Below are 18156 nucleotides of genomic sequence, written 5' to 3'. Positions count from 1 at the left end.
GTAGACGGCCACGCTCGCGATCCCGGCATCCCGGCAGGCCCGAGCAACGCGGACAGCGATTTCGCCACGGTTGGCGATGAGCACCTTGCGCACGACGGATCTCCTCATGGCTGGTCCGGAAGCTGGATGTCAGCTTGTTCCGGGCACTCATCAGGATCAAGGCGCCATGGTCCAGGCTTTGGTGAACTTCCTTCACGGCCCCTGCGGTTTCGCGTGGCAGGTGAGAAACCGTTGAGCAGAATGTCAGGGATATGTCAGACCTTCGGCCGGGCCACGGGGCCCCTGACGCCCCGTAACCCCCCAGGACACCGCTTACGGGTGTCCGAGACGGAAGCCGACCCCCCTGACCGTGATGATCCAGTTACTGGAACCGAGCTTGTTGCGCAGGCTGCTCACATGTGTGTCGATGGTCCGGCCCGGCCGCGACCAGGAGTCGTCCCACACCTGGACCATGAGCTGTCTTCGGGAGATGACGGCCTCCGGCTGAGAGGCCAGCAGATGCAGCAGGTCGAACTCCTTACGGGTCACCTCGATGTGCCGCCCGTCGAGCCGGACCTCGCGCGTTCGCGCGTCGATGCGCAGCGGCCCACGCGTGATGACCTGCTCCAGGGACTGCTGCGGCCGGGCCCTGCGCATGACCGCTTCCATCCTGGCCATCAGCTCACGGAAACCGTACGGCTTGGCCAGGTAGTCGTCCGAGCCCGCCTGCAGACCCAGCACCCGGTCGAGTTCGGTGTCCCGGGCGGTGACCACGATGATCGGCGTGTCACACGTGGCCCGGATGCTCCGGCAGACCTCCAGTCCGTCCAGGTCGGGCAGTTCGAGATCGAGGAGGACCAGATCGGAGCTGCGGTGCACCTGCAACGCCTTGGCGCCGGTGGCCACGCTCTCGACCTGATAACCGTGTCGGCGCAACCCTTGGACCAGGGCTTCGGCGGTGCGCGGCTCGTTCTCCACGACAAGGACCCGCACGGCTTTTCGCCGGGGACGGACGCCCGCCTCCGCGGACGGCGCATGGGTGGGCAGCGGAACTAATCGATCTTCATGATTCCGGCCAAGTATGTGAGGTTCGAGTGTGCCAGTGGACTGCTGTGTCATCTGCCGCTCCTGCACATCCGCGCGATGGGCGCATCACCAGTAGACCCTTCCGCCGCGAAGATACAAACCGGTACGCCGGTTTGTCAAAGTTTAAAAGTACGGAGGCACTCCTCCACTCACCCCCGCCCTCACCCGACCATCCTCTCGCGCATCCCTGTAATAACAGGGCAAGTAAAGCGCAAGTTTCCCGTGATGACGCCTGTTTGACCCCCAGGCCCGAGGGGGGAACCCATGATCGGCCTCTCCTGATGCGACAGAGAGTAACCACCAGTATACAAACCACGTAGTTGGTTTTATAGTTGCCGCAGTGCCATCTCCCCCTCCCCTCCCCCGAGGCCGCCAGGCCGCAGAAGTAGTCCCAGGACTGGAGCCCTCCGTGACCAAACAGGAACGGGGCGCCCGCACCCGCCATGCGCTGATCCGCTCGGCGGCCAAGCTGTTCGAGCGTCATGGATACGAACGGACGCGCCTGGCCGAGATCAGCTCGGACGCGGGTGTGAGCCCCGGCGCGCTGCACTTCCACTTCAGGAACAAGGCAGCCGTGGCCGACGCCGTCGTGACCTCGGCCTCACATGCCCTTCACCGTGCGGCGTGCAGGGCCGCGCAGGGCCGGCCGAACGCACTCCAGGAACTCACCGACATCTCGCACACCTTCGCCTTCCTCCTGAGCCAGGACGTGGTGGTGCGCGCCGGCTTCCAGCTCGGCTACGACACCGTCCGGCCCCCCGGCCCGAACCTCCGGCAGGAATGGAGGGAGTGCGTGGAGCGGTTGCTGGCCCGGGCCCTGGACGAGGGTGTCCTCGCCGAGGAAGTGGCCCTGAAGCCGTTGACCGCGGCCGTGGTGGCGGCGACCACCGGCTTCGAAGTGCTGGGCCGGGGGGAGGCGGAGTGGCTGTCGCGCCATTCGCTCACCGGGTTCTGGCAGCTGCTCCTGCCCCGGGTGGCCACCCCCCGGGCGTTGAGCACGCTGAGCCCCGACGGCGCGGACTTCGTGATCGACAAGTCACTGCTCATCCCGGAGGAGTTCGTGCCGGGAACCGGCCCGCCACCGCACAGCCGCCGCTGTCGCACCGCGCCTTCACGGCCGTAGGGTCACCTTGCCCGTGGTGCGACGGGCCAGCAGGTCCTCGTGCGCCCGACGCGCCTCGGCCAGCGGGTACACGGCGCCGGTGACGGGCCGCAGGCGCCCCCGGGCGGTCAGCGAGAGCAGTTCCTTGAGCGGCTCGGTGAAGCCGCCGGGGCGGGCCAGGGCGGGGCGCAGCCAGAAGCCGACGACTCCCGCGTTGAGGCGGCTGAGCCGCGCGGGGTCGACGGGGGTGAACGGGGTGCGGGAGGCGTTCCCGTAGGTCACCAGGCGGCCGGAGTCGGCGAGGGAGCCGAGGGCCTGGTCGAAGAGCCGGCCGCCCGTCGCGTCAAGGATCACGTCGGCGGGCTCGTCCAGCGGATACTCGGCCACGTCGTCGGCGCCCAGCGCCAGGGCGAGTTCCCGCTTGGCGGGGGTGGAGGCCATGGCCCGCACCCGCCGTGCGCCGAACTGCTTGGCCAGCTGCACGGCGAGGCTGCCGACACCGCCCGCGGCGGCATGGACCACGACGCTCTCGCCGGGCAGCAGGCGGGCGGCGGTGCGCAGCAGGTGCCAGGCGGTCAGCCCCTGCATCAGCAGGGCCAGCGCGTGGCCCGCGGGCAGGTCCTCGGGGATGTCGATCGCCGACTCCGCTTCGGCCACGGCGAGTTCGGCGTAGCCGCCCGTCGTCCGGGCCAGGACCCGCCGCCCGTCCTGGGTCCTGCCGACCACCTCGCTGCCCGGTACGTACGGCAGCCGGTCCGGGCTCAGGTAGGAGCCGTCGACCTGGTGGGTGTCGGCGAAATTGACACCGGCCGCCTCGACGGCGATCAGCAACTCGCCCCGGCCGGGGGTCGGTTCGGGCAGATCGCGGAGGGTCAGTACCTCCGGGCCGCCGAAGCGGTCGAACTGGATAGCACGCATGGTGAGGGAACGCCGTCCGGCCGGACCGGTATTCCCCTGCGTGACGCCGCAGACCGTTTACCTGCCTGGTGCGAACTCGTCGACATCGGGCTGGAAGACTGCAGGGCATGATCGGAAAAGGTCAACTCCTGCAAGACAAAGTCATATTCATTACGGGAGCGAGCAGCGGTATCGGCGCCGCAGCCGCCTCCGTCTTCGCCCGGGAGGGGGCGGCGGTCGTACTCGCGGCACGCCGGAAGGAGAGGCTCTCGGCCGTCGTGGCCGAACTGAACGACAAGGGATTCGACGCTTCTTACGTGGTGACCGACCTGACCCGCGCGCAGGACGTACGCGAGGCGGTCGATTTCGTGGTGGAACGCCACGGCCGGCTCGACGGCGCCTTCAACAACGCCGGTATCGGCGGCGACCAGGCACCACTGCACCGCATGAAGGACGACGTCTACGACTCCATCATCGACACCAACGTCCGTGGGGTGTGGAACTGCCTGCGGGCCGAGATCACCGCCATGCTGGACAACGGCGGCGGCTCGATCGTGAACAACAGCAGTGTCGGGGGCCTGGTGGCCATACCGGCGGCCGCCCCCTATGTGGCCTCCAAGCACGCGGTGGTCGGTTTCACCCGGGCCGCGGCCGACGAGTACGCACGCCAGGGGATCAGGGTCAACGCCGTGGCACCGGGGTCGACCCGTAGCGAGATCACGGCCGACTGGTACGACCGCAACCCCGGTCTGGAGGACTCGATCCACGCGATCACCCCCCAGGGGCGCACCGCGGCCCCGGAAGAGATCGCCGAGGCGGCGGCCTGGCTGCTCAGCGACCGGGCGTCGTACGTCACCGGCATCGTCATGCCGGTGGACGGCGGCTTCGTCAACCGCTGACCCCACGGGGGTGAGGACGCCCCGGCGGGACGGGGCGTCCTCACCGGGCCGGTCTAGGTCTCCGAGGCGAGGATGACGCTGAACGCGGTGCTGCCGTACTGCACGCCGGTGACCTCGACCCGCGTGACACCGTCGTCCGCCGGAGGAACGACGGCCGCCTCGATCCAGCACGGGACGTCGAACTCGACGTAGCGGGCGTACGTACTGGCCACCTCGACCGGACAGAACACCGCCGGACCGGTGAGGGCCTGGGCGGCCTGGCACGCCGCCTCGATCAGGACCAGTCCGGGGACGTGGTCCACGGGGTGGTCGTACAGGACCGCGTTGCCGACGTCCGTACGCAGTTGCCACCGTCCGGGCCGGCCGGCGGGCGCGAGGACCACGTCGGACGCGTGGTCGCGCCCGACCGTGTGCGCGGCCACGGGCGCGGGAACGGGGCCTTCTCCCCAGGCGACGTGCAGGTGCTCGCCGCGCAGTCGGCGGTAGACCGCGGGAGCTATCCAGCTGAAGTCGACCACCGACTCCCCGACCGGGCGCCCCGCGTGCAGCAGGGTCAGCTCGACCCGCATCGAGCGGTGGCCCGTACTCCGGCAGAACACGTCGACGGTCAGGTCGACCGGTTCGTCCCGGGGAACCCGGTAGTCCCGGGCCAGGGAGAAGTCCAGGCGCTCCATCAGCGTCTGGTGCGCCAGCGGAACCGATCGCTCGGCATGGGCGACGACCAGGCAGCTCTGCCGGATGGTCTGCGTGACTAACCAGGGTTCGCACGGCCCGCCCGCTGCCGCGGGCCACCGCGCGGTGACCGTATACCGGTCGGAACCGCGCGAGGACCAGCCGGTGAGCAGGACGGCCTCCTCCCGGTGCAGATGCACGTACTTCTTGAGGGCGTCGATCCCGTCGTACCGGTCCACCTGGTCGTAACCCGAAAGCAAACTGCCGGACATATTTCCCCCTCGAAAGGCCGCTGAAAGCTCCTGCTCGAGTTAAGATACCGACCCAACGGTTCTTTTTTGAGCGTTTGATTATTTCCATAGGGAGCCCAGGCGTGGCGCAACAGGAGCGGGCGATCCGGACCCGCAGGGTCATCTTGGAGGCCGCCGCTGCCGTCTTCGACGAGCTGGGCTACGAAGCCGCGACCATCTCGGAGATCCTGGAGCGGGCCGGCGTGACCAAGGGCGCCTTCTATTTCCACTTCCGCTCCAAGGAGGACATGGCCCGGGGGGTGCTCAGCGAGGCGGTGACGACCGAGGGCGTCCTGCCCCAGGAGATCAAGCTCCAGGAAGTCCTGGACATGATGATGCTCATGGCCCACCGGCTGCCCCGGGAGCCCATGTTCAGCGCCGCGCTGCGCCTGGCGGTGGACCGGAACTCACGGAGCATGTTCGGAACGCGCTGGCCCGACTGGACCGATCTCCTGGCGTCACTGCTGGGCGAGGCCAAGGCGCGGGGCGAGGTGCATCCGTACATCGAGGAGACGGGGACCGCCCGCCTGCTGCTGTCCGCCTGGACCGGCGTCCGCATCGTGTCCGAGGGGCTGCCGGGTGAGTACGACCTGCCCACCGAGGTGGCCGGGCTGCTCCAGCTGATGCTGCCCAGCATCGCCGTGCCCACCGTCCTCCCCCGGCTGGAGATCTCCACGGGCCGTACCGCCCGGCTCTTCGCCATGACGGGCAGGGACGATCCGGAAGGCGCCGGTGATGCCCCCGTGAGTGCGATGGCCCAGCACCCGTAGACGCCGGTGGCGGTGGCCCGCCACCGGCTGCGGGACCCGGCGGACGACGCTCACCACCGGCACGGGCGGCCCCTCATTCGGCCCGGGCGGCGGGAGCGGGGGAAGGGGCCGGGCTGCCGGGCTGGGGACCGGTCGTGCCCGCTCGGCTGACCCACAGGGCGGTCAGGGCCAGTGCGGGCACGGTTGCCGCGAGGAGGAACCCGGTGGTGGGCGAGGTGGCCTGGATCAGCGGGCCGATCAGCAGCGGGGAGGCGAACTGCCCGGCGAAGGTGGCCGTTCCCGACAGTGAGGTGGCCTGGCCGCGTACGGCCGCGGGCACGCCCTCGCCGATCAGCACGGTGGTCACCGGGAAGAACACGCCCTGGCCGAGGCCGAACAGCAGCGGCGCCAGGAACAGCAGGGGGGCGTTGGGTGCGACGGCGAGCAGCAGGAAGGCGGCCGTCCACAGCGCCAGTGACCCCCGCAGCAGCAGGCTGTAGGCCAGGCGGGTACGGAGCGAGGCGTACGCGAGGCCGATGAGGCTCATCGCGCCGGACATGCCCACGGTGTACAGGGAGACCAGCAGCGGATCCTCGACACCGGCCTCCGCCAGGCGCTGCGGGAGGAAGACCACGAGCGCGTACAGCAGCAGCGAGCCGCAGAACTGCAGCCCGTACCAGACGAGCAGGATGCGGTGCCGGCGCAGCATCTGCCACGCTCCGAGCCTTTTCTCGGCCGGGCGGCCGGTCCCCTTCGGCCGCTCGCGGGGCAGAAGCAGGGCGGTGGCGATCCCGAGGGGCACGCCGATCAGATAGACCCCGAAGGGAAGGTGCCAGGAGATTCCCCCGACGCCTCCGGCCAGCAGCGGCCACAGCACCCCGCCCATGCTGGTGGCCGTCCCGCGCCAGCCCATCGCACGGTCCTGCGCGGGCCCCTTGTAGAGGTTGAGCAGGGCCAGGGTGGTGCCCGAGAACACCAGGGCGGCTCCGGCACCGAACGCGATCCGGCTGGCGATGAGCGCCGGGTAGGTCTCGGCGACCAGACCGGTGCCGCCCGCCAGTCCGTACAGGACGAGTCCGCCCGCCAGCGGCAGCCGTACGCCCCAGCGGTCGAGCATCCAGCCGGCCAGCGGACTGGTCACCGCGATGGAGAGGCTGTGCGTGGTGATGATGAGGCCGGCCTCGGTGCCGCTGAGCTGGAGGTCGCCGCGGATGACCTGGATGACCGGCGCGAGGATGGATCCCGCCATCACGGTCAGGGTCGAGGCGAACAGCAGGAGCGGCAGCGTGCCGGGCCGGACCGGAGCCGGAGCCGGTGCGGGTTCGGATGCGGGAGTGCTCACCGGGCGCCTTCCAGTACGGGGGCACCGACTCCGCCGGGGCTGGTCAGACCGTGGTTGGTCAGGTGCAGGGTGCGGGTGTTGAAGGTCATGAAGGGCTGGATGAGACCGTCGACGAAGATCAGGAAGGCGAGGGTCCCGATGCCGACGGGGCCGCCCAGCAGCCAGCCGAGGGTGAGCAGGACGGTTTCGACGCCGACCTTGGCGGCCCAGAAGGGCACCTTCAGGCGCTGGTTGAGCGAGATGACGATCAGGTCCATGGCACGGATGCCGGTACCGCTCATGATGATCAGGGCGGAGCCGTAGGAGCACAGCAGGACCGCGACGACCAGGGACGGTACGGAGGCGAACCAGCCCAGGTCGGCCAGGAGCATCAGGTCGATGAGGCTGCCGCACAGGAGGAAGGTGACGAACGGCATCACGACCGGGCGACGACGGTTCCACACGGACCAGATGACGATGCATACGGCCGCGATGAGCGCCTGGGCCAGGCCGATGGTCAACGGGAAGTGCTCCAGGAGACCGAGGGAGAGGACGTCCAGGGGGTCCACGCCGAGACCGGAGTGGATGAACAGGGTGGCACCGGAGGCGAAGATCAGGCACCCCGCGAGATAGAGCGCGTAGCCCTGGATGCGGTCGCGGAGGTTGATGTGCTGACGGGGCCGGACGTGGGCGTGGGTGCTGAGCAACTTCGACATGACGGGTTCCCAATCACGACAGATGGACGCGGGCCGCCCTGGGAGCGGAAGGAAGGGTCGGACGGCCCGCGAGTGGAGGGGGTGATCAGGCGTTGACGAAGATCAGGTTGTTGCCCGCGGGGTCACTGATCTCGAAACGCTCACCTGTCTTGTGCGGAACGACGCCGGTGGGGCGGAGGTCTTCCACGGCCGAGTGGGCGGCGGGGATGTCCACCTGCGTGAAGGCGAGGCTGATGGGCTGGTCGCCCTTCTGGATGATCAGCTCGCCGTCGTGGCCGGTGTCGAAGACCACGGAGACACCGGGGTACTCCTCACGGATCTTCAGACCGAGCCGGTCGCGGTAGAAGGCGACCATGGTGTCCAGGTCCGTGCAGAAGATCTTGATGACCGTCAGCTTGCCGAACATGACGTCCTACCTCTCATGAACCCCCCTTCTCCAGGGGGCTGTTGATGTGTCGACGGGGCCGGACAGGCCCGGGGCGGAGACGGAAGACGCGGGGCCTCGCCGGATCTCCCCCGACAAGAAGGAAACTACACGGTGTAGTTCCAGAAGTAAACCGGGTAGGGCAAAAAGCGATCCGCCACGGACGGGCGGGCGCCGGAGCGCGGCGCGGGCGGGATCGTCGGAGGGGTGTCACGTAAACTAGCCGGTGTAGTTTCGTTCGATTCACGCCGGCCGGCGCGATCCGAGGAGTGAGCCATCATGACGACCCCCGCCACCGCCACCCGAACAGGGCGTCCCGCGAAGCGCACCGCGATCGACTGCGCCGCCCGCGCCGTCTTCGGCCGCGAGGGCTACACCCGCGCCAGCGTGGACACCATCGCCGCCGAGGCCGGAGTCTCCAAACGCACCATCTACAACCACTACCAGGACAAGGAGCAGCTCCTGCTGAGCGTGCTCCAGGAGAGCACGCACGCGGTGGCGGCCCATCAGGAGGAGCTGATCGACCAGCACCTGACCGACCCGGCCGACCTGAGAACCGAGCTGAGAGTGCTCGGCCGCGCCCTGGCCGCTCCGCAGAGCGGGTTCGAGGGGCACTTCGCCCTGGTGCGGGTCATCTTCGCGGAAGCGCCACGGCTGCCCTCCGAGGTCATCGAGAGCTGGCGCACCGAGGGGCCGCGACGCACCCAGGCGCGGCTCGCCCAGCACTTCACCGCCCTCACAGCGGCCGGCCGGCTGCACACGGACGCCCCCCAGGACGCCGCCGCCCACTTCACCCAACTGGTCATGTCCGAGGCGTACGAACGGTCCTTCCACGGCGCCCTCCCCCTGCCCCAGGACGAGCTGGACGCACTGGTCGCCTCAGGAGTGGCCGCCTTTCTGCGGCTGTACGGAAGCGGGTTCTGACTCCGCTCCCCCGCGAGGCCGGCCGGCACTCCGGCGCGCCCCCGCGGCGGTTGACGGGTTTCGCCGGCTGCCGCGCTCCGTCCGCCACTTCCGCGGCCGGCGGCGAGGCCGTGCGTTCGGCCGCGCCACGCCCCACGACCGCTCCGGCCTGGTCGGCGGAAGTGAAACGAGGAGGGCCGGGAGACTTTTTGCTCCGCACGGTGTAGTTTACTTTTGAGCCGGGGCGCCCTGCCCCGCCGGCACCCGTCCGTCCCTTCCGGAGGTAGTCCATGACCACCCAGCCCCTGTCCCTCGCCATCATCATCGGCAGCGCGCGCGGCGGGCGCCTCGGCGACAAGGTCGGTCACTGGTTCGCCGAGCAGGCCCGGACCCGCGGCGACCTGACGGTCGATGTGATCGACGTCCTGGAGCACCCGCTGCCGCTGTCCATGCCGGCGATGGGCGAGGAGCCGGAGGACCACGTGCGACCGGTCAAGGACGCCCTGTCCCTGCGGCTGGCGGCGGCCGACGCGTTCGTCGTGGTCACCCCGGAGTACAACCACTCCTACCCCGCCTCGCTGAAGAACATCATCGACTGGCACCTGCAGGAGTGGGCCGCCAAGCCGGTCGGTCTCGTGTCCTACGGCGGCATGGGCGGCGGCCTGCGGGCCGCCGAACACCTGCGGCAGGTCTTCGCCGAGGTGCACGCCATGACGGTGCGCGAGATGGTCAGCCTGCACAACCCCTGGACCGCGTTCGCCGACGGCGAAGCGCCCCAGGGCTCGGACGCGGCGGCGAAGAAGCTGCTGGACCAGGTGGCCTGGTGGGGCAAGGCGCTGCGCACCGCGCGCGCCGAACAGCCCTACGCCCTCTGAACCCGCCCGCACCACGGTGCCGTCGGCACGGACAGCGTCGTGGGACCCGCACGGCTCCCACGGCGCCAGGGCGGCACCGGTGCGCGTTCCCCCAGCAGTCGGACGCCCGGAAGGTGAGGTTCCCATGCCGTCGATCAGCTACAGCGACGCGGTCAACGAAGCCCTGGAACAGCTGGACGGCCTCGGGTACGAGCGCGGACAGGGCGTGGACCTCGCCAACCACGGCCCGATGGGCGCCGAGGCCCTGGCCCTGCTCGGGCAGGAGGACGAAGTCGCCCGGTGGGTGCGGCGCTACCGGGCCGCGATGGAGCACCATGAGCCGCCCGCCGCGCGCTTCGCCCTGGACCCCGCGGACGAGTCCTCCTGGCGCCCCGCGCTCGGGAGCTTCGACCGGGCCGGGGACTGGGAGCGGCTCTTCGTCCGCGAACTGGCCGGGGCGCACTGGCGCGAGGTGCTGGTCCGCTGGTGGCCGCGTCTGCTCCCGGGCCTGTTCGCCGGTCTGACCCACGGCCTCATCCGCACCGCGCACGCGGTACGCGGCCTGTACGCCGCCGCCGACAGGCCCACGCGCCTCCAGCTCGACGAGCTGGCCCGCGGCCTGGCGTACTGGGCCGCCCGCTACACCGAGCTTCCCGGCCGCCCGCGGCTGCACGGCTCCTACGACCTGCCCGCCGCGGTCGCCGCGCTGCCCCGCGTGGCACAGGACGGCCCGATGGGACCGGGTATCGCCCGCCGGCGGCTGGACGGGCTCGACGAGCTGCCCGGCTACAACGAGTCGTTGGAGTGGCTGGCCCCGGAGCAGGCGCCCCGGCTGCTGAGCGAGATGACGGTCCAGTTCGCCGACGTCTTTCTCGGCCACCCCGAGGTCTACCCGGTCCCGCTGATCCACGGCGTCACCGCACCGGCCGCCGTACGCATCCTGCTCCCGCACCTGCCGCACGAGCTCCACGAGCCGACGCTGGCCCAGCTGTGGCAGGTGCACGCGGCGTTCCTGCTGGCCTTCACCACCGACCGGCGCGACGAGGGCACGGCGGCCTGGCGGACGGAGGTCCCGGACCTGCCGCCGATGGACGAACTGGGCGCGCGGGCCGCCGAACACGGCGACGAGCACGTCATCAAGTTCACCGAGGCGTGCCTGCGCGAGTACGCCCTGCTGCCCGACCCCCGCTACCCGGCCGCCGCGTTCGCCGCGCAACGCCGCATCACCCGCCTGGACGCGGGCGGCGGTGCCGGGGGCGTACGGCCCGGCGGGTCCTCGCCCGCGTAGCGCTGCTCCGGGCGGTCACGGCCGCGAGGGGGCGCAAGAGGGCACGAGGGAAGACGCCGTCCTCTCGGGAAGTCCCCCGCACGCCGGAGGGCGGCGGGCGGGCCCGGCTGTACGCCGGGGTCCGTCAGCGCAGGGCGCGCAGGCGCCTGCGCGCCGGGCCCAGCGCCCGGCCCCGGGAGGACACGTCCGCCCAGGGGTTCGTGCGGGCCTGTTCCAGTACGCCGTCGGCATCCGTCAACGTCCAGCTGCGCGCGGTCAGTTCCTTGTCGTCGAGCTGCTCCCACGAGAGGGGTGCGGCGACCGGCGCGCCCTCCTTGGGCCGGACCGACCAGGGAGCGACGGCCGTCTGCGCGTAGGCGTTGCGCTGGACGTCGAGGTAGAGGCGGTCGCCGCGGGACTGTTTGCGTACGGCCGTGGTCAGCGCGTCCGGGTGGCGCTCGGCGAGGGTGTCCGCGACCTCCCTGGCGAAGGCGCGGGAGTCGTCGAACGTGGTGTTCCCGTCGAGGGGCACGATCACGTGCAGGCCCTTGGAGCCCGTGGTCATGAGCGTGGACGGCAGCCGCAGCTGGTCGAGGAGCTCGCCGAGCCGGTGCGCCGCTTCCCGTACGGCCGGGAAGTCGTCCCCGGGAGGGTCGAGGTCGAAGACCAGCCGGTCGGGCCGGTCGACGCGGCCGGCCCGGGAGAGCCAGCGGTGGAAGGTGAGGCACGCCTGGTCGGCCAGGAAGACGAGGGTGGCGCTGTCGTCGCACACGGTGTGCGTGACGGTGCCGCCCTCCTTGGCGACCCGCTCCCGGCGCACCCACCCGGGGTAGTGGGCGGGGGTGTCCTTCTGCATGAAGCGCGGGCCTTCGGTGCCGTCGGGCCGGCGCTCCAGCATGAGGGGCCGGTCGCGCAGCTGGGGCACCATGAACGCCGCCACGCGCCGGTAGTAGTCGGCGACGTCGGCCTTGGTGAGACCGCAGTCGGGGAAGAGGACCTTTCCGGGCCGGTGGACGGTCACCGTGCGGTGTCCGGCCCGCACGGTCGTGGTGTCGTCACTCGTCGTCGTCATCGTCTCTCCTGAGCTCGCTCCGGGCCGTACAGCCGCAGCGGCCGTACTCGAAACAGCAGCCGTACACGGAACAGCGCGGGCACGGGCCCGTCCCGGTGGGCGGGCCCGCACTGCGCGGGGAGGGGGTGGCGGGGCGTTCAGGGCACCCCGCCGCCCCCTCCCCGCCGCGTCCTCACCGTACGACCGCCTTCTCCACCAGGAGCTTCACGGCGGCCGCGATCGAGTCCGCGTCGATGCCCGACGCGTTCAGCTGCTCCTGCTCCGTGGCGGAGCCCGGCATGTTCCCCACGGCCAGGCGGACCAGCCGCGGCACCGGGCGTCCGTCGGCGAACACCTCGGCGACCGCGTCGCCCAGGCCGCCCTGCGGGTGGTGGTCCTCCACCGTCACCAGGCAGCCGGTGGCCTCCGCCGCCGCCTGTACGGCGCGCTCGTCGACCGGCTTGACCGAGTACAGGTCGACGACCCGGACCGGCAGGCCGTCCTGGGCGAGCAGGTCGGCCGCGCGCAGCGCCTCGTGGACCGTCACGCCCGCGGCGAGCAGGGTGAGCCTGTCGTCGTCGCCGGAGCGCAGCAGCTTGCTGCCGCCGACCGGGAACTCCTCGTCGGGCCCGTAGAGGACGGGCATCGCGCCCCTGCTGGTGCGCAGGTAGCGTACGCCCCGGCTCCGCCCGTCGCCCTCCGCCATCGCGGCGACGAGGTGCGCGGTCTGGTTGGCGTCGCACGGGTACAGGACGGTGCTGCCGTGGACGGCGCGGAACATCGCGAGGTCTTCGAGTCCCATCTGGGAGGGCCCGTCCTCGCCGATGGCCACTCCGGCGTGCGAGCCGACCACGTTGATGCCGGCCCTGCTGACCGCCGCCATCCGCACGAAGTCGTGGGCGCGGGTGAGGAACGCCGCGAAGGAGGAGGCGTACGGGACGTAACCGCGCGTCTGCATCCCGACCGCCGCCGCGACCAGTTGCTGTTCGGCGATGTAGCACTCGAAGAACCGGTCCGGATGCTCCTTCGCGAAGAACTGCGCCCGCGTGGAGTCGCTCACCTCGCCGTCCAGGGCCACGACGTCGGGACGCGCGGAGCCGAGTGCGGCGAGCGCCTCGCCGTACGCGTTGCGGGTGGCGACCTCGTCGCCCCGCTCGTAGCGCGGCAGTTCCAGCGGGCCCGCGGCGGGGGCGTCCGAACTCCGGGCGGTGTGCGGCCTGCTGACCTCCACCCGGACGAACCGGGGGCCGCCGAGCTCCTCGATCGCTTCCCCGGCGTCCTCCAGGGGCTTGCCGTGCTTGCCCTCCTGGTCCTCCACGGCGGCGACGCCGCGCCCCTTGCGGGTGCGCGCGACGACCGCGGTGGGCCGCCCGGTGGTCGAGCGCGCCTCGTTGAAGGCGGCGTCGACGGCCTCGACGTCGTGCCCGTCGACCTCGACGGTGTGCCAGCCGAAGGCCCGCAGCCTGCGGGTGTACGCCGCCAGGTCCCAGCCGTGCCGGGTGGGGCCGCGCTGCCCGAGCCGGTTGACGTCGACGACCAGGGTGAGGTTGTCGAGGCGCTGGTCGGCCGCGTGCTCGACGGCCTCCCACACCGATCCCTCCGCCATCTCGCTGTCGCCGCTCAGCACCCACACGCGGTAGGGGACCTGGTCCAGGCGCTTGCCCGCCAGGGCCACGCCGACGCCGACCGGCAGCCCCTGCCCGAGCGAGCCCGTCGCCACGTCCACCCAGGGGAGCCTGGGCGTGGGGTGTCCTTCGAGGCGGCTGCCGAGCCGCCGGTACGTCAGCAGTTCCTCGTCGTCGACGGCTCCGGCCGCCCGGTACATGGCGTACAGCAGGGGCGACGCGTGGCCCTTGGAGAGGATGAACCGGTCGTTGCCGGGATGGTCGGGCCGGTCGAAGTCGTAGTGCAGATGCCCGGCGAGGAGCACGGCCGCGAGGTCCGCCGCCGACATCGACGAGGTCGGATGGCCCGACTGGGCCGCGTCGGCGGCCCGTACCGCGTCGACCCTCAGCTGCTGTCCGAGCTGGATGAGCTGTTCGCTGTCCATGTCACTCCTTGTGGTCACTCCTCGTGTTCACCTCTTGGGCGTGATGGTCGTCCGGCCGCCCGCGCGGGCCGGGGACCCGGGCCAGTTCCGGTGACGAGGTGTCGAGCGGGACCGACCAGGACCGTACGAGGCCCAGCTGTACGGCCTGGCGCGGCAGTACGGCGTCGAGCGCCCAGTCGGCCGCGACCCTGATCCGGTTCCCCGGCATGGCGGCGAGGTGGTAACCGCGCGTGACCGCGCCCGCGACCGGCCCGGACAGGGGGATCCCGAGCGGGTTGGCGGCGGCCTTGACCCCGCCGAGGTCCACGAGGAACCCCATGTCGTGGTGGCGGTACGCCTGCCGTTCCCCGTACCCCAGGGACGCGGCGACATTGCGGCCCGCCACCTTCCCCTGCCGGGCGGCGTGCTGCGCGGTCATCGGGGTGAACTCCCCCGGCCGGGTGAGGTCGGGCACGGCCGCGGCGTCGCCGCAGGCGAAGACCTCCGGGTGCCCGGGCACGTTCAGTTCGGGTTCGACGAGCAGGCGCCCGCGTTCGACCGGCAGGCCGATCTCGGAGACCAGCGGGTCGGGCCGTACGCCGACGCACCAGATCAGGGACCTCGTGTCGACGAACTCGCCGTCGTCCAGCAGGACCCCTTCCGGGGTGGCCTCCTTGACGGACGTCCGCGTCCGTACGTCGACCCCGCGCCCGCGCAGCACCTTGTCCGCGGTCTGCGACAGGCGCCGGTCCAGTTCGGGCAGGATGCGCGGCGCGATGTCGAGGAGCAGCCAGCGCGGCTTGCGCTTGGCGTGGCGCCAGGCGCGCTGCTTGCGGACGAGGGCGTCGGTGAACATCTTGCCCTGGGCTGCGACCTCGGTCCCGGTGTAGCCGGCCCCGACGACGACGAAGGTGCAGCGCGCGGCGCACTCGCCGGGGTCGCCGGTGGCGGCGGCCAGTTCGATCTGGCGGGTCACGTGGTCGCGCAGGTAGAGAGCCTCGGGCAGGCCCCGGAAGCCGTGGGCGTACTCGGAGACGCCGGGGACCGGCAGCAGCTTGTTGACGCTGCCGACGGCCAGTACGAGCCGGTCGTACTCCAGCTCGCCGGCGTCGCCCTCGGGGCCCGTGTAGTGCACGCGGCGCGACGCCAGGTCGACGCGGTCCGCCTCACCGAGGACCAGCCGTACGCGCGGGAGCGTCCCCGGCAGCGAGACCGTCACCCGGCGCGGTTCGAGGATGCCGGCGGCGACCTGCGGCAGGAGGGGCAGGTAGAGGAAGTAGTCGGTGGGGTTGAGGAGGACGATCTCGGCCCTGTCCCGGACCTCCCGGGAGAGGGTCTTCGCGGCCTGATGGCCGGCGAATCCGGCTCCGACGATCACGATGCGGGGACGTTGACGGGTCACGCTTTCACCTCGTGCACGGGGCTGGGGCGATGGACCTTCCCGGTGCCCCCGAGCCCGGGGGCCAAACACCGGGCGGGGCGGGTTTCCCCGGGTGCGCGCTGGTTACCCGGCCCGCAGAAACCGTTCGCGCCGGAGGCGCTGGAGGCACTTCCCATGACCGAGTTCGGATATTTCCTGTCGAGCGAGGAGTTCGGCCCCAAGGCCCTCGTCGAACAGGCACGGATGGCCGAGCAGGCCGGCTTCCAGGCCCTGTGGATCTCCGACCACTACCATCCGTGGAACGAGGAACAGGGGCAGAGCCCCTTCGTCTGGTCGGTGATCGGCGCCCTGTCCGAGGCGGTCTCCCTGCCGGTGCAGACCGCCGTCACCTGCCCGACCGTACGGATGCACCCGGCCGTGGTCGCCCAGGCCGCGGCCACGGCGGCCGTCCAGCTCGGCGAGGGCCGGTTCCGGCTCGGCGTGGGCAGCGGCGAGGCGCTCAACGAGCACATCCTGGGCGGCGCCTGGCCCAGCACCCGGGTGCGGCTGGAGATGCTGGAGGAGGCGGTACAGCTGATCCGCAGCCTCTTCGACGGCAACGAGGTCAGCCACGAGGGCAAGCACTACACGGTGGAGAACGCCCGGCTCTACACCGTGCCCGAGGAGCACGTCCCGATCGACGTCTCCGCCTTCGGCCCCAAGGCCATGGCGCTGGCCTCGCGCATCGGCGACGGGCTGATCACCATGGCCCCCGACGGGGAGTCGGTGGCCCGCTTCCGGAAGGGCGGCGGCGGCTCCAAGCCGGTCAGCGGCGGCACCAAGGTCTGTTACGGGCCCGACCGCGACGCGGCGGTGCGCACGGTCCACCGGCTGTGGCCGAACGAGCAGCTGCCCGGCGAGCTGGGCCAGATCCTGCCCACACCACGCCACTTCGAGCAGGCGTCGACCCTCGTCACCGAGGACATGGTCGCCTCGAACGTGGTGTGCGGCGACGACGCCGACGCGCACGCGCGTGAGCTGCTGGCCTACGCCGACGCCGGTTTCGACCGGGTGTACGTGAACCAGATCGGCCCCGACCAGCGCGGCTTCTTCGACTTCTACCGCACGAAGGTGCTGCCGCAGGTCCTGGGCACGTGAGGCCGACGGAGACCGTCGTCTCACATCTCAAGATTCACATCTCACATTCCGGCACAGCGACGTAACGTACGGCGTACCGCTTCCGCGAGAAGCCGAGAGAAGGAGTACGCCATGCCGGAGGAAACCGCGGTCTACACCCATGGGCACCACGAGTCGGTGCTGCGCTCGCACAGCTGGCGGACCGCCGCCAACTCGGCGGCGTACCTCCTGGACGAACTGCGGCCGGGACTGGACGTGCTGGACGTGGGCTGCGGTCCCGGCACCATCACGGCCGACCTGGCCGCGCTCGTCGCCCCCGGCCGGGTGACGGCGGTCGACGCGGCCGAGGACGTCCTCGGGCGAGCGCGCGAGGTGGCGGCGGAACGCGGCCTGGCCACCGTGGAGTTCGCGGTGGCCGATGTCCACGCGCTCGACTTCCCCGACGACTCCTTCGACGTCGTCCACGCCCACCAGGTGCTCCAGCACGTCGGCGACCCGGTGCGGGCGCTGCGGGAGATGCGCCGCGTGTGCCGCCCCGGCGGCGTCGTCGCGGCGCGCGACAGCGACTACGCGGCCATGACGTGGTTCCCCCAGGTGCCGCTCATGGACGAGTGGCAGCGGCTGTACGGCCGGGTCGCCCGCGCGAACGGCGGCGAACCGGACGCGGGCCGCAGGCTCCTGTCCTGGGCGCGGCACGCCGGCTTCACCGACGTACGGGCCTCGGCGGCGGCCTGGTGCTTCGCCGCGCCGGACGAGCGCGCCTGGTGGAGCGGGCTGTGGGCGGACCGTACGACGGCATCCGTGTACGCCGAACTGGCGGTGGCCGGCGGCCACGCGACCGCGGACGAACTGGCGGCGATCGCGGGGGCGTGGCGTGAGTGGGGCGGCCGGGACGACGCGTGGTTCATGGTGCCGCACGGGGAGGTGCTCTGCCGCGTGTGAGGCGGCGGAGTGCGGACCGGTGCCGCTGCGGGGCCGGCGGCCCTGCGGGCCGGGGAACACGCCCCGCAGGGCACCATCGACGTACTCACGCCGGGCAGGCAGGGCACCAACTACCCTGGCCCCCATGGAGATCCTCGGAACCACGCTGCGCATCTGCGTCGACGACCTGGAGGCCACGGTGGCCTTCTACGAACGCCTCACCAAGAGCCGCGCGCTGCGCTTCGAGCGCGGCGGAGTCTCCGTCGCCGCGGTCGGCTGCTTCCTCCTGATGAGCGGCCCCGAGTCCGAACTCGAAGTGCTGCGCAAGGTGTCGGCCACCATCGCCGTCAAGGACGTCGACGAGGCGGGCGCGGCCCTGGCCGGGGCCGGCGCCCGCATCATCGCGGGCCCCGTCCCGACCCCGGTGGGCCGCAACCTGATCGCCGCGCACCCGGACGGCTCGGTCTTCGAGTACGCCGACCGGCGCGCCGCCGTGTGA

19 protein-coding genes are annotated in these 18156 nt (G+C 71.5%); 9 read left to right on the top strand and 10 right to left on the bottom strand.

The features are described from left to right. Positions 1-93: biotin carboxylase N-terminal domain-containing protein (locus ACWDZ4_RS08700; RefSeq protein WP_280842533.1), on the bottom strand; the 93-nt coding region annotated here is incomplete at its 3' end. A 219-nt stretch (positions 94-312) separates the two neighbouring features. Continuing rightward, positions 313-1098 carry a response regulator transcription factor gene (locus ACWDZ4_RS08695; RefSeq protein WP_451507690.1) on the bottom strand — a complete coding sequence of 262 codons (786 nt, stop codon included), beginning with the start codon at positions 1096-1098 and terminating at the stop codon, positions 313-315. A 376-nt stretch (positions 1099-1474) separates the two neighbouring features. Here ACWDZ4_RS08695 and ACWDZ4_RS08690 point away from each other — a divergent pair, with 376 nt between their 5' ends. Continuing rightward, entirely contained in the window at positions 1475-2188 is a 714-nt protein-coding gene (locus ACWDZ4_RS08690; protein WP_451507689.1) for a ScbR family autoregulator-binding transcription factor, read from the top strand. On the opposite strand, the gene ACWDZ4_RS08685 is transcribed toward ACWDZ4_RS08690, so the two are convergent. Beyond that, positions 2177-3085, bottom strand: a complete 909-nt coding sequence (locus ACWDZ4_RS08685; protein WP_451507688.1) for a quinone oxidoreductase family protein — start codon at positions 3083-3085, stop codon at positions 2177-2179. The genes ACWDZ4_RS08690 and ACWDZ4_RS08685 overlap by 12 nt on opposite strands. Before the next feature lie 107 nt (positions 3086-3192). Here ACWDZ4_RS08685 and ACWDZ4_RS08680 point away from each other — a divergent pair, with 107 nt between their 5' ends. Continuing rightward, positions 3193-3963: an SDR family NAD(P)-dependent oxidoreductase gene (locus tag ACWDZ4_RS08680; protein ID WP_451507687.1), complete on the top strand. Its 771-nt coding sequence runs from the start codon at positions 3193-3195 to the stop codon at positions 3961-3963. A gap of 53 nt (positions 3964-4016) precedes the next feature. Here ACWDZ4_RS08680 and ACWDZ4_RS08675 read toward each other — a convergent pair whose 3' ends face one another. Further along, on the bottom strand, positions 4017-4907 hold the full coding sequence (locus ACWDZ4_RS08675) for a ScbA/BarX family gamma-butyrolactone biosynthesis protein (protein ID WP_451507686.1): 891 nt from the start codon (positions 4905-4907) through the stop codon (positions 4017-4019). Between the two features lie 101 nt (positions 4908-5008). Here ACWDZ4_RS08675 and ACWDZ4_RS08670 point away from each other — a divergent pair, with 101 nt between their 5' ends. Then, positions 5009-5695, top strand: a complete 687-nt coding sequence (locus ACWDZ4_RS08670; protein WP_451507685.1) for a ScbR family autoregulator-binding transcription factor — start codon at positions 5009-5011, stop codon at positions 5693-5695. A 73-nt stretch (positions 5696-5768) separates the two neighbouring features. On the opposite strand, the gene ACWDZ4_RS08665 is transcribed toward ACWDZ4_RS08670, so the two are convergent. From ACWDZ4_RS08665 to ACWDZ4_RS08655, 3 genes are all read right to left on the bottom strand, one after another. Next, entirely contained in the window at positions 5769-7016 is a 1248-nt protein-coding gene (locus ACWDZ4_RS08665; protein ID WP_451507684.1) for an MFS transporter, read from the bottom strand. Continuing rightward, entirely contained in the window at positions 7013-7711 is a 699-nt protein-coding gene (locus ACWDZ4_RS08660) for a YczE/YyaS/YitT family protein (protein ID WP_451507683.1), read from the bottom strand. Before ACWDZ4_RS08660 ends, ACWDZ4_RS08665 begins: the two co-directional genes overlap by 4 nt. Before the next feature lie 85 nt (positions 7712-7796). Further along, positions 7797-8117 carry a VOC family protein gene (locus ACWDZ4_RS08655; protein ID WP_344490945.1) on the bottom strand — a complete coding sequence of 107 codons (321 nt, stop codon included), beginning with the start codon at positions 8115-8117 and terminating at the stop codon, positions 7797-7799. A gap of 297 nt (positions 8118-8414) precedes the next feature. Here ACWDZ4_RS08655 and ACWDZ4_RS08650 point away from each other — a divergent pair, with 297 nt between their 5' ends. The 3 genes from ACWDZ4_RS08650 (at position 8415) to ACWDZ4_RS08640 (ending at position 11180) form a co-directional block, all read left to right on the top strand. Continuing rightward, entirely contained in the window at positions 8415-9059 is a 645-nt protein-coding gene (locus ACWDZ4_RS08650) for a TetR/AcrR family transcriptional regulator (protein ID WP_451507682.1), read from the top strand. Between the two features lie 269 nt (positions 9060-9328). Continuing rightward, a complete protein-coding gene (locus tag ACWDZ4_RS08645) occupies positions 9329-9913 on the top strand; it encodes an NADPH-dependent FMN reductase (RefSeq protein ID WP_451507681.1) in 585 nt (194 codons plus the stop codon). A gap of 124 nt (positions 9914-10037) precedes the next feature. Beyond that, a complete protein-coding gene (locus ACWDZ4_RS08640) occupies positions 10038-11180 on the top strand; it encodes a questin oxidase family protein (protein WP_451507680.1) in 1143 nt (380 codons plus the stop codon). A 124-nt stretch (positions 11181-11304) separates the two neighbouring features. Here ACWDZ4_RS08640 and ligD read toward each other — a convergent pair whose 3' ends face one another. The 3 genes from ligD to ACWDZ4_RS08625 form a co-directional block, all read right to left on the bottom strand. Next, entirely contained in the window at positions 11305-12231 is a 927-nt protein-coding gene (ligD, locus tag ACWDZ4_RS08635; RefSeq protein ID WP_451507679.1) for a non-homologous end-joining DNA ligase, read from the bottom strand. A 172-nt stretch (positions 12232-12403) separates the two neighbouring features. Then, positions 12404-14260 carry a transketolase gene (locus ACWDZ4_RS08630; RefSeq protein WP_451507678.1) on the bottom strand — a complete coding sequence of 619 codons (1857 nt, stop codon included), beginning with the start codon at positions 14258-14260 and terminating at the stop codon, positions 12404-12406. 1 nt (position 14261) lies between these two features. Continuing rightward, on the bottom strand, positions 14262-15617 hold the full coding sequence (locus tag ACWDZ4_RS08625) for an NAD(P)/FAD-dependent oxidoreductase (protein WP_451507699.1): 1356 nt from the start codon (positions 15615-15617) through the stop codon (positions 14262-14264). A 177-nt stretch (positions 15618-15794) separates the two neighbouring features. On the opposite strand from ACWDZ4_RS08625, the gene ACWDZ4_RS08620 reads away from it, so the two are divergent. From ACWDZ4_RS08620 to ACWDZ4_RS08610, 3 genes are all read left to right on the top strand, one after another. Beyond that, positions 15795-16757 (top strand): TIGR03557 family F420-dependent LLM class oxidoreductase, encoded by a 963-nt coding sequence (locus ACWDZ4_RS08620; RefSeq protein ID WP_451507677.1) that lies wholly within the window; start codon positions 15795-15797, stop codon positions 16755-16757. Between the two features lie 111 nt (positions 16758-16868). Beyond that, positions 16869-17678, top strand: a complete 810-nt coding sequence (locus ACWDZ4_RS08615; RefSeq protein WP_451507676.1) for a class I SAM-dependent methyltransferase — start codon at positions 16869-16871, stop codon at positions 17676-17678. Between the two features lie 124 nt (positions 17679-17802). Further along, positions 17803-18156 carry a VOC family protein gene (locus ACWDZ4_RS08610; RefSeq protein ID WP_451507675.1) on the top strand — a complete coding sequence of 118 codons (354 nt, stop codon included), beginning with the start codon at positions 17803-17805 and terminating at the stop codon, positions 18154-18156.

The organism is Streptomyces sp. NPDC003016 (assembly GCF_053591455.1).
This window is presented reverse-complemented; position numbering and strand designations above follow the sequence as displayed.

What these genes read in the sequence shown, in the direction of transcription:
- ACWDZ4_RS08685 (WP_451507688.1), bottom strand. Translation starts at nt 3,085, where the DNA reads ATGCGTGCTATCCAGTTCGACCGCTTCGGCGGCCCGGAGGTACTGACC.
- ACWDZ4_RS08615 (WP_451507676.1), top strand. Translation starts at nt 16,869, where the DNA reads ATGCCGGAGGAAACCGCGGTCTACACCCATGGGCACCACGAGTCGGTG.
- ACWDZ4_RS08655 (WP_344490945.1), bottom strand. Translation starts at nt 8,117, where the DNA reads ATGTTCGGCAAGCTGACGGTCATCAAGATCTTCTGCACGGACCTGGAC.
- ACWDZ4_RS08630 (WP_451507678.1), bottom strand. Translation starts at nt 14,260, where the DNA reads ATGGACAGCGAACAGCTCATCCAGCTCGGACAGCAGCTGAGGGTCGAC.
- ACWDZ4_RS08640 (WP_451507680.1), top strand. Translation starts at nt 10,038, where the DNA reads ATGCCGTCGATCAGCTACAGCGACGCGGTCAACGAAGCCCTGGAACAG.
- ACWDZ4_RS08675 (WP_451507686.1), bottom strand. Translation starts at nt 4,907, where the DNA reads ATGTCCGGCAGTTTGCTTTCGGGTTACGACCAGGTGGACCGGTACGAC.
- ACWDZ4_RS08695 (WP_451507690.1), bottom strand. Translation starts at nt 1,098, where the DNA reads ATGACACAGCAGTCCACTGGCACACTCGAACCTCACATACTTGGCCGG.
- ACWDZ4_RS08660 (WP_451507683.1), bottom strand. Translation starts at nt 7,711, where the DNA reads ATGTCGAAGTTGCTCAGCACCCACGCCCACGTCCGGCCCCGTCAGCAC.
- ligD (WP_451507679.1), bottom strand. Translation starts at nt 12,231, where the DNA reads ATGACGACGACGAGTGACGACACCACGACCGTGCGGGCCGGACACCGC.
- ACWDZ4_RS08650 (WP_451507682.1), top strand. Translation starts at nt 8,415, where the DNA reads ATGACGACCCCCGCCACCGCCACCCGAACAGGGCGTCCCGCGAAGCGC.
- ACWDZ4_RS08680 (WP_451507687.1), top strand. Translation starts at nt 3,193, where the DNA reads ATGATCGGAAAAGGTCAACTCCTGCAAGACAAAGTCATATTCATTACG.
- ACWDZ4_RS08610 (WP_451507675.1), top strand. Translation starts at nt 17,803, where the DNA reads ATGGAGATCCTCGGAACCACGCTGCGCATCTGCGTCGACGACCTGGAG.
- ACWDZ4_RS08620 (WP_451507677.1), top strand. Translation starts at nt 15,795, where the DNA reads ATGACCGAGTTCGGATATTTCCTGTCGAGCGAGGAGTTCGGCCCCAAG.
- ACWDZ4_RS08645 (WP_451507681.1), top strand. Translation starts at nt 9,329, where the DNA reads ATGACCACCCAGCCCCTGTCCCTCGCCATCATCATCGGCAGCGCGCGC.